Below are 14075 nucleotides of genomic sequence, written 5' to 3' on the forward strand. Positions count from 1 at the left end.
CACTGACATCGACGTCGGGGCGGTCAGGCCCAGAGCTGGCTGCCCCAGCGGGTGAAGATCAGCATGAGGATGACGCCGCAGTGCGTCACCGGAAGCACCCAGGTGAACTCGTCGAGGAAGTTCTTGAGCGGGCGCGGGGCCGGCAGGAAGCCGTTGCGGACGTTGAAGGAGGTCACGTACCAGAACATGGTGAGCGTCGCGGCCCAGGCCAGCGAACACCACAGGCACAGCGCGTTGATGCTGTAGAGCGACTGGAACATCAGCCAGGTGCAGAAGGCGACGCCGAACAGCGTGCCGAAGTTGAAGGTCAGCCAGTACCAGCGCGGGAAGCGGGCGCGGGCGAGCAGGCTCATCCCGACGCAGATGACGATGCCGTAGCAGACGAGGCCGAGCATGGGGTTGGGGAACCCGAAGACGGACGCCTGCTTGCTCTCCATGACGCTGCCGCAGGACACGATCGGGTTGAGGCTGCAGCCGGGCGTGAAGGTCTCCCCCGCGACCTTGGCCTCAAGGATCTTGAACTTGTCGATCGTGATGACCCACGCGGCGAGCAGCCCGGCCGCGCCGGTGATCACCAGCATCAGGGCGAACGCACGACTGCCGCCCGCCGATCTCGGCACCGCCTCGGCACGCTCCGGCTCGGGCTCGGTGGAGACGTCTTGGACTGTCGTCTTGCTCATCACGCCGATTCCGTCACTTGAGACTTGGAGTTTCTCCGGACACGGCACATTGTGCCGTACACGCACGCGTGGCCACCGTTCACTGGGCATAAGGAAATACGCGCGACTGAGTAAAGGCGCTCGGTTCAGGACACCCGCAAAGCGGCTGGGGCGGGGACCTCTCGGTCCCCGCCCCAGCCGGAATTCAGCGGTGATCAGCCCAGCCGGGCTTCCAGCTCGGCCACGATCTCGTTGACGCCGACGGCCGCCTGCTCGCCGGACTCCATGTCCTTGAGCTGGACCACGCCCTCGGCGAGGTCGCGTTCGCCGGCGACGATCGTGTAGCGGGCGCCGCTGCGGTTGGCGTTCTTCATGGCGCCCTTGAGGCCCTTGGCGCCGTAGGAGAAGTCCGCCGCGATGCCGACCTTGCGCAGCTCGGTGACCTTGGCGAACAGCACCCGGCGGGCCTCCTCGCCGAGCGGCACCGCGAACACGCTGGTGGACGAGGGGAGTTGGAGTTCCACTCCCTCCGCCTCCAGAGCGAGCACCGTGCGGTCGACGCCCAGGGCCCAGCCGACGGACGGCAGCGCGGGGCCGCCGATCATCTCGGACAGGCCGTCGTAGCGGCCGCCGCCGCCCACCGCGGACTGGGAGCCCAGACCGTCGTGGACGAACTCGAAGGTCGTACGCGTGTAGTAGTCCAGGCCGCGCACCAGCTTCGGGTCGTCCTCGAAGGCCACGCCCGCCGCGGTGATCAGCTCACGGACCTCCTCGTGGTACGCCTTGCAGGCGTCGCAGAGGTAGTCGCGCAGCAGCGGGGCGTCGCCCAGCTGCTTCTGGACCGACTCGCGCTTGTCGTCGAGGACGCGCAGCGGGTTGATCTCCGCGCGGCGAAGGGTGTCCTCGTCCAGGTCCAGTCCGCGCAGGAAGTCCTGCAGCGCCGCTCGGTAGACCGGGCGGCACTCCTTGTCGCCCAGGCTGTTGAGCAGGATCCGGAAGTTGCTCAGGCCCAGCGAGCGGTAGGCCTGGTCGGCCAGGATGATCAACTCGGCGTCCAGCGCCGGGTCCTCGGCGCCGATCGCCTCGGCGCCGACCTGGGAGAAGTGCCTGTAGCGGCCCTTCTGGGGGCGCTCGTAGCGGTAGTACGAACCGGAGTACCAGAGCTTGACCGGGAGGTTGCCCGCCTTGTGCAGGTTGGCCTCCAGGGCCGCGCGCAGGACCGAGGCCGTGCCCTCGGGGCGCAGGGCGAGCCTGTCGCCGCCCTTAGTCTCGAAGGCGTACATCTCCTTGGTCACGATGTCGGTGGACTCGCCGACACCGCGCGCGAACAGTTCGACGCTCTCGAAGCCGGGCGTCTCGATGTAGCCGTAGCCGGAGTTGCGCAGGGGAGCCGCGATCGCCTCACGGACCGCCAGGAACTTGGCGGAGTCCGGGGGGATCAGGTCGTACGTGCCCTTGGGGGCCTTGAAGGTGCTCACGGAAGTCTCGTCACATTCCTCGTCGGGGAGCGTCGGCTTGCGCTCCCAGGCCGGCGGCCACCTGCCGCAAGTAGGGGTTGGTGGCGCGCTCTTGGCCGATGGTCGTCTGGGGGCCGTGGCCGGACAGCACCACGGTCGAGTCGTCGAGCGGCAGGCACACGCGGGCCAGCGAGTCGAGGATCTCGGCCATGTCGCCGCCGGGCAGGTCGGTGCGTCCGATGGAGCCGGCGAACAGCAGGTCGCCCGAGAAGAGGATCGGCGGGATGTCCGCCGCCTCGGGCAGGCCGAAGGTCACCGACCCCTTGGTATGGCCCGGCGCGTGCGCGACGGTCAGCTCCAGACCGGCCAGCTCCAGCTTCGCGCCGTCGGTCAGCTCCTTGACGTCGTCCGGCTCCCCGATGGTCAGCTCGCCCATCAGCTGCATGCCGATGGAGCGGCCGAGCGCTTTCTCGGGGTCGCTCATCATGTACCGGTCCTCGGGGTGGATCCAGGCCGGTACGTCATGGGCACCGCACACCGGGACGACCGAGGCCACGTGGTCGAGGTGGCCGTGGGTGAGGACGACGGCGACGGGCTTGAGCCGATGCTTCTTCAGTGCTTCCTCGACTCCTGGGGCCGCCTCGTGGCCCGGGTCGATGATCACGCACTCCTCGCCGGCGGCGGGGGCGACGAGATAACAGTTCGTCCCCCAGGCCCCGGCGGGGAACCCGGCAATGAGCACGATCGTCCTTACGTTTGTGTCGACACAGGTGGTTTGTCGGCGGGCTCCGCCTGTCGTCAGAGCCTACCGGCGCTGCCGATTCCTCAGCGAACCCATATACGGTACGGGGCACACGCGGGCGATCGGCTCAAGGGACGCGCGCGTACCGGTCGACACATACGACGCATGAGGAGAGAACCCGGTGGTCAGCCAGGAACAGCGGCGGCGTCAGCTCGCCCGGGAGAAGTTCTTGCGGCAGCAGCAGCGGCGCACGTCCGCCCGGCGCAAGGCACGCGTGCGCAACTCCGTGATCGCGTCCGCGCTCGGCGTGGTCATCATCGGCAGCCTCGCGCTGTACACGACCGGGGTCCTCAAGGGCGACGACAGCAAGAACGCGGGCGCTGAGGTCACGCCGAGCGCGCCCGCGAAGGCCAAGGACCCGTGCGAGAAGCCCGCCGAGGGCAAGGTCAAGACGACGACCTGGAAGAAGGAGCCGGAGCTGACCGTCGACAAGTCGGCGAAGTACACGATGAAGCTCGCCACGACGTGCGGTGACATAGACATCGCGCTCAAGGCGTCGGCCGCGCCGCACACGGTGAACTCGTTCGACTTCCTCGCCGGCAAGGGCTTCTTCGACCACTCCAAGTGCCACCGGCTCACCACCGCCAACATCTATGTGCTGCAGTGCGGTGACCCGACGGGTACCGGCACGGGTGGTCCCGGGTACACGATCCCGGACGAGAACCTGAAGGACAAAAGCCTCAAGAACAACATCTACCCGGCGGGCACCGTCGCGATGGCGAACACCGGGCAGAAGAACTCCGGTGGCAGCCAGTTCTTCCTCGTCTACCAGGACAGTCAGCTCCCGCCCAGCTACACACCGTTCGGTACCGTTTCCGAATCCGGCATGAAGGTACTCAAGAAGATTGCCGACGCCGGCGAGAGCACCGGCCAGGGCGACGGGGCGCCTGTCGCGACGGTCGTCATCAACAAGGCGACGGTCACCAAATCCTGACCGCCAACTGCGTAATTTCGGTCGCGCGGGATGCGGACAGGCAACCCGCCGGTCGCCTATGTTGGCCGTGACGAAACTGTGGACGATGCCCGGGGGAACACAAGCCCCTCGCAGGCATCATGTGGAGGAGGCGCTGTGAGCAGCGACCCGTGGGGCCGCGTCGACGAGACGGGGACCGTGTACGTGCGTACGGCCGACGGCGAGCAGGTTGTCGGATCCTGGCAGGCCGGCTCCCCTGAGGAGGCGCTGGCCTACTTCGAGCGCAAGTACGAGGGCCTGGTTGTCGAGATCGGCCTCCTCGAGAAGCGAGTGAAGACCACCGACCTGTCTGCGAAGGACGCGCAGACCGCGATCGACCATATCCGTGAGCAGGTCGACGCGCACCACGCGGTCGGCGACCTGGACGCCCTGCGGACCCGCCTGGACAAGCTGGTCGAGACCGTCGACAAGCGCCGCGAGGAGCGCAAGCAGCAGCGTGCGAAGCAGTCCGACGAGGCCCGGCACGCCAAGGAAGCGCTGGTCACCGAGGCGGAGGAGCTGGCCCAGTCCGACCAGTGGCGGGCTGCCGGTGAGCGGCTGCGGGCCCTGGTGGACACCTGGAAGGGGCTGCCGCGGCTGGACCGCAAGTCGGACGACGAGCTGTGGCACCGCTTCTCGCACGCCCGGTCGGCGTTCTCCAAGCGCCGCAAGGCGCACTTCGCGCAGCTGGACGCGCAGCGCGAGGAGGCCCGCAAGACCAAGGAGCGGCTGGTCGCGGAGGCCGAGTCGCTGTCGGCTTCGACCGACTGGGGTCCGACGGCGGCGCGCTACCGCGAGCTGATGTCGGAGTGGAAGGCCGCCGGCCGCGCCCAGCGCGAGCACGAGGACGACCTGTGGAACCGCTTCCGCGGCGCCCAGGACATCTTCTTCGCGGCCCGCAGCTCGGTCTTCGCCGAGCGCGACGCCGAGCAGGCGGAGAACCTGAAGCTGAAGGAGGAGCTGGCCGAGGAGGCCGAGAAGCTCCTGCCGATCGGCGACCTGAAGGGCACGCGGGCCGCCTTCCGCTCGATCAACGAGCGCTGGGAGGCCATCGGCCATGTGCCGCGCGACGCCCGCCCCAAGGTCGAGGGCCGGATGCACGCCGTCGAGCGGGCCATCCAGGAGGCCGAGGAGGCCGAGTGGCGCCGGACCAACCCGGAGGCACGCGCGCGTGCCGAGGGGCTGACCGGTCAGCTCCAGGCCGCCGTGGACAAGCTGAAGGGGCAGATCGAGCAGTCGCGCGCCCAGGGCAACAACGCCAAGGCCGACAAGCTCGAGCGTGAACTGGAGGGCCGCCAGGCGCTGCTGGACCAGGCGCTGAAGGGCCTGCAGGAGTTCGGCGGCTGACGGCCGGGACGGCAGCTTTACGACGAGAAGGGCCCCGTACATCGCGTACGGGGCCCTTCTCGTCGTACCCGCTCGTGGTTCGAGCTCGTCGTGTCCTACGACCGGCTGCGCGCCGACGTCACGCGGTACACGTCGTACACGCCCTCGACGCCCCTGACCGCCTTGAGGACGTGCCCGAGGTGCTTGGGGTCGCCCATCTCGAAGGTGAAGCGGGAGGTGGCGACGCGGTCGCGGGAGGTCTGGACGGCCGCGGAGAGGATGTTGACGTGCTGGTCCGACAACACGCGGGTGACGTCGGAGAGCAGGCGGGAGCGGTCCAGGGCCTCGACCTGGATGGCGACCAGGAAGACCGAGGACTGCGTGGGCGCCCACTCGACGTCGAGGATGCGCTCGGGCTCGCGGGACAGTGACTCCACGTTCACACAGTCGCTGCGGTGAACCGATACACCACTACCGCGTGTGACGAAGCCGATGATCGGGTCGCCGGGTACGGGCGTACAACAGCGGGCCAGCTTGACCCACACGTCGTCGACGCCCTTGACCACGACGCCCGGGTCGGCGCTGGAGCGGCGCTTGCGACTGCGACCGCGGGTCGGCGGGACCGACTCGTCGATCTCCTCCGTGGCGGCTTCTTCGCCGCCGAGCGCCTGGACGAGCTTCTGCACGATGTTCTGCGCGGAGACATGCCCCTCGCCGATCGCCGCGTACAGCGCGGAGATGTCTGCGTACCGCATCTCGTGCGCGAGCGTGACCAGCGAGTCGCCGGTCAGGATGCGCTGGATCGGCAGGTTCTGCTTGCGCATCGCCCGGACGATGGCGTCCTTGCCCTGCTCGATCGCCTCGTCGCGGCGTTCCTTGGAGAACCAGGCGCGGATCTTGTTGCGGGCGCGCGGCGACTTCACGAAGCCGAGCCAGTCGCGGGAGGGGCCCGCACCGGGCGCCTTGGAGGTGAAGACCTCTACCAAGTCGCCGTTGTCCAGGGTGGATTCGAGCGGTACGAGGCGGCCGTTGACCCGTGCCCCTATGGTGCGGTGGCCGACCTCGGTGTGCACGGCGTACGAGAAGTCGACCGGGGTCGCGCCGGCCGGGAGCGCTATGACATCGCCCTTGGGGGTGAAGACGAAGACCTCGTTGCGGGACAGGTCGAAGCGCAGGGACTCCAGGAACTCGCCCGGGTCCTCGGTCTCCTTCTGCCAGTCCAGCAGCTGGCGCAGCCACGCCATGTCGTTGAGGTGGTCGTCCTTGCCCTTGCCGGCCTTGGGCACGTCGGTGCGCACCTTGGAGGCGCCGGCGACGGCCTCCTGCTTGTACTTCCAGTGCGCGGCGATGCCGTACTCGGCGCGGCGGTGCATGTCGAAGGTGCGGATCTGCAGCTCGACGGGCTTGCCGTTCGGGCCGATGACCGTCGTGTGCAGCGACTGGTACATGTTGAACTTGGGCATCGCGATGTAGTCCTTGAACCGGCCCGGGACCGGGTTCCATCGCGCGTGCACGGTGCCGAGGGCGGCGTAACAGTCGCGGACCGTGTCGACAAGTACACGAATGCCCACCAGGTCGTAGATCTCCGCGAAGTCACGGCCGCGGACGATCATCTTCTGGTAGACGCTGTAGTAGTGCTTCGGGCGGCCGGTGACGGTCGCCTTGATGCGGGCGGCCCGCAGGTCCTGCTGGACCTCGTCGGTCACTATGGCCAGGTACTCGTCACGCTTCGGTGCCCGCTCGGCCACCAGCCGTACGATTTCGTCGTACATCTTGGGGTAGAGGATCGCGAAGGCGAGGTCCTCCAGCTCCCATTTGATGGTGTTCATGCCGAGGCGGTGGGCGAGGGGCGCGTAGATCTCGAGGGTCTCGCGCGCCTTCTTCTCCTGCTTCTCGCGCTTGAGGTAGCGCATGGTGCGCATGTTGTGCAGGCGGTCGGCGAGCTTGATGACCAGGACGCGGGGGTCCTTGGCCATGGCGACGACCATCTTGCGCACGGTCTCGGCCTGCGCGGCCTCGCCGAACTTGACCTTGTCCAGCTTGGTGACGCCGTCGACGAGCAGGGCGACCGAGTCGCCGAAGTCGCGGCGGAGCTGGTCGAGGCCGTACTCGGTGTCCTCGACGGTGTCGTGCAGCAGGCCCGCCATCAGGGTGGCCGGATCCATGCCCAGCTCGGCGAGGATGGTGGTGACCGCGAGCGGGTGCGTGATGTACGGGTCGCCGCTCTTGCGCTTCTGGCCGCGGTGCCAGCGCTCGGCGACCTGGTAGGCGGTCTCGATCTTGCGGAGTGTGGCCGTCTCGATCTTCGGGTCGTTGCTGCGCACTATCCGCAGCAACGGCTCCAGGACCGGGTTGTACGGGTTGGAGCGCTGGACGCCGAGACGGGCGAGGCGGGCGCGGACGCGGTTGGAGGAGCCGGAGCGGGCGGGCTGGCCGGTGTTCGGCCGGACGGCCGGTGCGGGGCGCTCGGGCGGGGTGGGCTTGGGTCGCGACTGGTCGGCCGACTTGTCGACGGGCGCGGACTGGGCATGCTCGACCGGCCCGCGGGTGTCGTTCTTCGCGTGCGGCGCGTTCGGCGCGGGCTTCGCCGCGGGTGCCGAGGCGGACTCGGGCTTGGCGGCGGTCAGGTGCTGGGCCTCGTCTGGCAAGAGGGCTCCTCGTGCGCGATCCGGGTCCCCCGGTCAGGCTCCGGAGACCCCATGGTAGCGATCCTGCGCCCCAGGATCGCCTTCAGCCCGATGTGAGGGCCGTCTACCCGAGAAACGCACGAGGCGGGCGCCGGATTCCTCCGGGCCCGCCTCGGTCACTCTACGCGGTCGGCGCGCAACTGCGGGGGCGGTCGAAGCTCAGACCGGTCCGTGCAGTGTTCGCGGACAACTGCGGAGCGGTCAGCGCCACTTGAAGAGGGCGGTGCCCTTGACCTTCATCTCCTTGATGTCGGCGACGTTCCCCCACGGCACCTTGACGGAGCCCTTCTTGGAGCAGCCGGCGTCGTACCACCTCAGCTTGTGCTGAGCATTGAAGCCCTTCACCTTGACGCAGATGCTGCCACCCCGCTCGACGGCCCACTGGTAGCCGATCTTGAAACCATCGTGGCCGATGATGCTGCAGTCGGAGTTCTTGACCTTGCTCCAGCGGCCGGGGACGGCGCCCGCGTTCTTCCAGGAGCTCGAACAGCGCGTAGCGCGCTCGGACGAGGCGTCCGCCTGCGTCGCGTTCGCGGGAGCCGCTGCGGCGGAGATCGCTGCCGCGGATACAAGGGTCACGGCCCCCGTGACGATCTTGCGCGAGATTGACACTTGATTCCTCCGTTTTCGGGTTCCCGCCGGCACCCACAGGTGGGTTGGTCGAGCCGACGGGCTGGTCGTAATAGATCTTGCTCATCACCCCCCGCTCGCCTCAAGGAAGTTGAGCAACTTCTGAGGAATCCGTCTAATGCATGGCAAAGTCACTTCATCTGCACATTTCGCACACAAGGCAGCAGAAAGGGTGCTCCGGGAAACCCGGAGCACCCTTTTTCACCTGCCGGCGCCGACCTCAGACGGTGATCAACGTCTCCAAAGGCGCACCTGACAGAGCAGGCGCAAGCCGCTGCCGACCACCGAGGAACCCGAGCTCCATGAGGATCGCGACACCGGCGACCTCGGCTCCGGCACGGCGGATGAGCTGGAGTGAGGCTTCGACCGTGCCACCGGTGGCGAGCACGTCGTCGACCACCAGGACGCGGTCGCCCGCGCTCAGGTCCTCGGCGTGCACCTCGATCTCGGCGGAGCCGTACTCCAGGTCGTACGCCTGGCTGAGCGTCGCTCCGGGGAGCTTGCCCGCCTTGCGGACCGGGATGAAGCCGATGCCCGCGCGGACGGCGACGGGGGCGCCGAGGATGAAGCCCCGGGCCTCGAGGCCGACGATCTTCGTGGCGTCGGTGTTCGCGGCGATCTCGGCGAGCGCGTCGGTGAGCGCCGTGAACGCCGCCGGGTCCGCCAGGAGCGGGGTGATGTCCTTGAACATCACGCCCGGCTCCGGGTAGTCCGCGACGTCACGGATACGGCTGAGCAGCAGCTCCTCGATGCCGGTCATCGGCGCTTCCCCGAGGGTCGGCCGCGGCCCCGGTTGCGGGACGCGGGCTGGTTGCGGGGTCCGACGACCGCGGGGGCGGCGTCCTCCGGCTCGTCGTCGAACTGCTCGTCGTCGGCCACGGCCTCCGCGGTCTCGCCCTGCGCTCCGGCCTGCGCCCGCTTGGCGAGCACGCGCTTCTTCAGGGCCTTCATCCGCGGCTCGAGCTCCTTGAGGTCGGCGACGAGCGGCGTGGCGATGAAGATCGAGGAGTACGCACCGGCCGCGAGGCCGACGAACAGCGACAGCGAGATGTCGTTGAGCATGCCGGCGCCGAGGAAGCCGCCACCGATGAACAGCAGGCCCGCCACCGGCAGCAGCGCGACCACCGTGGTGTTGACGGAGCGGACCAGGGTGCTGTTGATCGAGCGGTTGGCGACGTCGCTGTAAGTCCAGCGGGTCTGCTTGGTGATGTCCTTGGTCTGCTCCTTGAGGCTGTCGAAGACGACGACCGTGTCGTAGAGCGAGTAACCGAGGATCGTCAACAGACCGATCACGGTGCCCGGTGTGACCTCGAAGCCGACGAGGGCGTAGATACCGACCGTGATGGTGATGTCGTGGATCAGTGCGACGAACGCGGCGAGCGCCATGCGCCACTCGAACGCGATCGCCAGATAGATCACCACGAGTACCAGGAAGATGCCGAGGCCCTGCCAGGCCTTGGCGGCGATCTGCTCACCCCAGCTGGGGCCGACCAGCTCACCCGTGACGTCGTTCTCGTTGACGCCCATGTCCTTGGCCAGCTGCGTCGAGACCTTGTCGGCCTCGTTGGTGTCGATGCCCGCGACCTGGATGCGCAGGCTGCCGTTACCGAGTTTCTGGACGATGGCGTCGTGGCCGGACGCCTCCTCCGCGTACTTCTCGGCCTGGGCCACCGAGACGGCCGTCTTCTCCGGAGTGGTGAAGACCGCTCCGCCCTCGAACTCGATGCCCATGTTGAGGCCGCGGACCGCCAGGCCGACGATGGCCGTGATGGTGATCAGGATCGAGATGCCGTACCAGATCTTGCGGTTGCCGACGAAGTCATAGCCGACCTCGCCACGGTGCAGTCGGGCGCCGAGGTTGCCGAGCTTCGACATCTCACGCCTCCTTCGGGTCGACAGGGCCGGCGGCAGGACCGGCGGGACGGCGGGTGCGGCGCAGCGGAGGCTTGGCACCCAGTCGCTTCGGGTCGAGGCCGGACCACTTGTGGCCGCCCGCGAAGAACTCCCTGCGCGCCAGGAGCGTCAGCAGCGGCTTGGTGAACAGGAACACGACGACCACGTCGAGGAGGGTGGTCAAGCCGAGCGTGAACGCGAAGCCCTGGACCTTGCCGACGGTGACGACGAACAGCACCGCGGCGGCGAGGAACGACACGAAGTCGGAGACCAGGATGGTGCGCCGGGCGCGCGGCCAGGCCCGCTCGACGGCGGGGCGCAGCGTGCGGCCCTCGCGGATCTCGTCACGGACGCGTTCGAAGTACACGATGAACGAGTCCGCCGTGATGCCGATCGCGACGATGGCACCGCAGACGGCCGGCAGGTTCAGCGCGAAGCCGATGGTCGGGCCGAGCAGCGACATGATCGTGTAGGTGAGAGCCGCGGAGACCAGCAACGAGAGGATGGCGATGAACGACAGGCCGCGGTAGTAGACCAGCAGGTAGAGCACGACCAGGGCGAGACCGATCGCGCCCGCGATCAGACCGGCTTGCAGCTGCTCGCCACCGAGGGCCGCGGTCACCGTGGTGACGCTGGACTCCTTGAAGGTCAGCGGCAGGGCACCGTACGACAGCATGTTGGCGAGGCTCTCGGCCTCTTCCTGGGTGAAGCTGCCGGAGATCTGCGCGTTACCACCCGTGATGGCGCTCTGGACGTACGGGTGGGAGACGACCTTGTCGTCCAGAACGATGGCGAACTCGTTCAGCGGGCTGGTCTGCTGCGCCAGCTTGGCGGTGATGTCGCCGAACTTGTCGGAACCGCTGGAGTTGAAGGTCATGTCGACCTGCCAGCCCGCGGCGCTCTGGGTGTTGAAGGTCGCCGCGGCCTTCTTGATCTCGGTGCCGTCGACGGCGACCGGGCCCAGCAGGAACTTGCTCCACACCTCGCCGTCCTGGCCACAGGCGACGGTGGACTGGCCCGGCTTCGCTCCCTTGCCGGCGGCTGCCCGCTGCTTCGGGTTGGCGCAGTCGAGCGCGGCGTACTCCTTCTGCAGCTTGTCGGTCGCGGCGTCGGAGCCGCTCGACGCGGACGGCGAAGGGCTGCCGGACGCGTTGGGGCTGCTGCTCGTGGACGGCGTGGCGTCGGCCTTCAGCGCGTCGGTGACGGCACGGCCCTGCGAGGTGGCGGTGGCCGACGGGCTGGCGGAGCCGGAGCTCACGGAGTCCCCGGCGCCGGCCTTGCCGGTGCTGGAGGCACTCGGGGAGCCGCTCCCGCTGGGGCTCGCGCTCGGGGTGGGCGTCGCCGAGCCGGCGACGGCCTCCCGCTGCAGGACGGGCCGGAAGTAGAGCTTGGCGGTGGTGCCGACCTGGTCCCGCGCCTCCCTGGAGTTCGTGCCCTTGGGGATATTGACGATGATGTTCTTGTCGCCCTGGGTCTGAACCTCGGCCTCGGAGACACCAAGACCATTGACACGGCGGTTCATGATGTCGACCGCGGTGTTCATGTTGGTCTTGTTGATCGCGGATTCCTGGCCCTTTTCCGGGACCGCGGTGAGCGTGATGCTCGTGCCGCCGGCCAGGTCGATGCCGAGACGCGGAGTGGTGTGCCCTGAGGCGAACATCCCCCCGGTGAGCGCCACGATGGCGATCAGGATGAGGGCCAGCGAGCGCCCTGGCTTGCTCTGGGCGCTCGCGTTCCGGCCCTTCTTAGGTGCTGCCACCTTCTCGTACTCCCTCTCGGGCCGCCTCGCGCCAGGTCAGCGGGCGAGCGGCCATGACTGGTATCGGGATCCCGTGCGAGATCGGCATGTTCCGGGGCGCGCAGGCATGGCCCGCGCGCCCCGGAACACGGCTACTTCGCGTCGGACTCGCCGTCGGACTTCTTCGGCTCCGCGTCCGTCTTGGCCTCGGCCGCGGCGTCGTCGGACGTCTCCTCGGCCTCGTCCTTCTTGCCGAGGTCGACGGACTTGTCGTCGGAGGCGGCGGCAGCGTCGGCGGCGGGCTCGTCGGTCTCGGTGAGGGAGGAGGCGTCGTCCGGGACGACGTCGGACTTCAGGTCGTGCTCGATGCCGTGCACGATGCGGTTGTACTCGTCGTCGGAGAGGACGGCACCGATCGCGTTCTTGGCGAAGAGGAGCTCGACGCCCGGGCCGGCGTCAAGGAGGACCGTGTCGTCACTGACCTCCTTGACCGTTGCGTACATGCCCCCGATGGTGCGGACGCCGCTGCCGGGCTGCATTTGGTTCCGCATGTCGGCCGCCTGCTGCTGCTTCTTCTTGGCCGACCGGGTCATCAGGAACATGGCCCCGATGAGCACGATGAACGGGAGGAGGGTCACGAGACTCACGGGTCGGTACTTCCTTCACACGACCGCGATGGTGAGCGGCCTGATGGTTGGGGGTATGTATGCCGTCGACAAAGGCGGCATCGGCGGAGTCTAAGCGAGTCCGCATGCATGGAACAACGCTCAGCATGGCACCGGGGTTCCTGCTCCGGCCAATGCCCTCGCCGTCACCGCGTCATCACGCCCCGAAGAGATCCTGTTGTCCGTTTCCCGCAGCTTGTGAGCGAGGCGGCGTGAGGCCGAGGTGCGCCCATGCCGCGGGTGTGCCGACCCGGCCGCGCGGGGTGCGGGCGAGCAGGCCCTCCCGTACGAGGAAGGGCTCGGCGACCTCCTCGACGGTCTCGCGCTCCTCCCCCACCGCCACCGCGAGCGTGGACAGGCCGACCGGGCCGCCGCCGAACAGCTTGAGCAGGGCTTCCAGGACGGCGCGGTCGAGCCGGTCGAGGCCGCGGGCGTCGACCTCGTAGACGGCCAGGGCGGCCGCCGCGATGTCCCTGGTGATGATCCCGTCGGCCTTGACCTGGGCGTAGTCGCGGACGCGGCGCAGCAGGCGGTTGGCGATGCGGGGCGTGCCGCGGGAGCGGCCGGCGATCTCGGCGGCGCCGTCGGCCTCGATCTCGACGTCGAGCAGGCCGGCCGAGCGGTGGATGACGCGCTCCAGCTCTCTGGGCTCGTAGAACTCCATGTGCGCGGTGAAGCCGAAGCGGTCGCGCAGCGGGGGCGGCAGCAGACCCGCGCGCGTGGTGGCGCCGACCAGGGTGAACGGCGGGAGTTCGAGTGGGATGGCGGTGGCGCCGGGCCCCTTGCCGACGATGACGTCGACACGGAAGTCCTCCATCGCCATGTAGAGCATCTCCTCGGCGGGCCGGGACATGCGGTGGATCTCGTCGAGGAAGAGGACCTCACCCTCCTGGAGGGAGGAGAGGATCGCGGCGAGGTCGCCGGCGTGCTGGATGGCGGGACCGGACGTGATGCGGATGGGGGCGCCCATCTCGGCCGCGATGATCATGGAGAGCGTGGTCTTGCCGAGGCCGGGGGCGCCGGAGAGCAGTACGTGGTCGGCGGTGGCGCCACGCGCGCGTGCGGCGCGCAGGACGAGGTCGAGCTGCTCGCGGACCTTTTCCTGACCGATGAACTCGTCCAGGTCCTTGGGGCGCAGGGCGGCCTCGACGGCCTGGTCCTCACGGTCGGCGGACGCGCCGACGAGCCGCTCGGCGGCGGGGGTGCCGGTCGTGTCGTCCCAGTTCATGGAGTGTGCCTCGGGGGTCGCGGTCGGGTGGGTCGTAC

General features: G+C 68.7%; 12 protein-coding genes. 2 read left to right on the plus strand and 10 right to left on the minus strand.

Translation table 11 applies throughout. From position 1 onward, the window contains the following. Nucleotides 1–23: 23 nt before the first annotated feature. From ACIREI_RS16165 to ACIREI_RS16175, 3 genes are all read right to left on the minus strand, one after another. Nucleotides 24–680, minus strand: a complete 657-nt coding sequence (locus ACIREI_RS16165) for a vitamin K epoxide reductase family protein (protein WP_403333017.1) — start codon at nucleotides 678–680, stop codon at nucleotides 24–26. A gap of 194 nt (nucleotides 681–874) precedes the next feature. After that, nucleotides 875–2137, minus strand: a complete 1263-nt coding sequence (gene hisS / locus ACIREI_RS16170; RefSeq protein ID WP_403333020.1) for a histidine--tRNA ligase — start codon at nucleotides 2135–2137, stop codon at nucleotides 875–877. Between the two features lie 10 nt (nucleotides 2138–2147). Further along, the gene (locus tag ACIREI_RS16175) at nucleotides 2148–2858 is read right to left on the minus strand and encodes an MBL fold metallo-hydrolase (RefSeq protein ID WP_403333023.1); all 711 of its coding nucleotides are present in this window, start codon (nucleotides 2856–2858) and stop codon (nucleotides 2148–2150) included. Between the two features lie 181 nt (nucleotides 2859–3039). Between ACIREI_RS16175 and ACIREI_RS16180 the strand changes: the two genes are divergently transcribed. Both ACIREI_RS16180 and ACIREI_RS16185 read left to right on the plus strand, forming a co-directional pair. Continuing rightward, on the plus strand, nucleotides 3040–3852 hold the full coding sequence (locus tag ACIREI_RS16180) for a peptidylprolyl isomerase (RefSeq protein WP_403333026.1): 813 nt from the start codon (nucleotides 3040–3042) through the stop codon (nucleotides 3850–3852). 135 nt (nucleotides 3853–3987) lie between these two features. After that, complete coding sequence (locus tag ACIREI_RS16185) at nucleotides 3988–5217, plus strand: DUF349 domain-containing protein (protein ID WP_403333029.1); 1230 nt, start codon at nucleotides 3988–3990, stop codon at nucleotides 5215–5217. A 95-nt stretch (nucleotides 5218–5312) separates the two neighbouring features. Here the strand turns inward: ACIREI_RS16185 and relA are convergent, their stop codons facing one another. The 7 genes from relA to ruvB all read right to left on the minus strand — a co-directional run bounded on the left by relA (nucleotide 5313) and on the right by ruvB (nucleotide 14037). Further along, entirely contained in the window at nucleotides 5313–7844 is a 2532-nt protein-coding gene (gene relA / locus ACIREI_RS16190; RefSeq protein ID WP_403333032.1) for a GTP pyrophosphokinase, read from the minus strand. A 240-nt stretch (nucleotides 7845–8084) separates the two neighbouring features. Next, a complete protein-coding gene (locus ACIREI_RS16195; protein ID WP_403333035.1) occupies nucleotides 8085–8462 on the minus strand; it encodes a hypothetical protein in 378 nt (125 codons plus the stop codon). A gap of 271 nt (nucleotides 8463–8733) precedes the next feature. Continuing rightward, the gene (locus ACIREI_RS16200; RefSeq protein WP_403333037.1) at nucleotides 8734–9273 is read right to left on the minus strand and encodes an adenine phosphoribosyltransferase; all 540 of its coding nucleotides are present in this window, start codon (nucleotides 9271–9273) and stop codon (nucleotides 8734–8736) included. After that, a complete protein-coding gene (secF, locus tag ACIREI_RS16205; protein ID WP_403333040.1) occupies nucleotides 9270–10388 on the minus strand; it encodes a protein translocase subunit SecF in 1119 nt (372 codons plus the stop codon). Before secF ends, ACIREI_RS16200 begins: the two co-directional genes overlap by 4 nt. Nucleotide 10389: 1 nt before the next feature. Continuing rightward, nucleotides 10390–12165: a protein translocase subunit SecD gene (gene secD, locus ACIREI_RS16210; RefSeq protein ID WP_403333043.1), complete on the minus strand. Its 1776-nt coding sequence runs from the start codon at nucleotides 12163–12165 to the stop codon at nucleotides 10390–10392. 131 nt (nucleotides 12166–12296) lie between these two features. Further along, nucleotides 12297–12791 carry a preprotein translocase subunit YajC gene (yajC, locus tag ACIREI_RS16215; protein WP_403333046.1) on the minus strand — a complete coding sequence of 165 codons (495 nt, stop codon included), beginning with the start codon at nucleotides 12789–12791 and terminating at the stop codon, nucleotides 12297–12299. Nucleotides 12792–12966: 175 nt separating this feature from the next. After that, nucleotides 12967–14037, minus strand: a complete 1071-nt coding sequence (gene ruvB / locus ACIREI_RS16220) for a Holliday junction branch migration DNA helicase RuvB (protein WP_403333049.1) — start codon at nucleotides 14035–14037, stop codon at nucleotides 12967–12969. Between the last annotated feature and the right edge of the window lie 38 nt (nucleotides 14038–14075).

Origin of the sequence: Streptomyces sp. NPDC093591, assembly GCF_044764885.1 — a bacterium.
GTDB lineage: Bacteria > Actinomycetota > Actinomycetes > Streptomycetales > Streptomycetaceae > Streptomyces.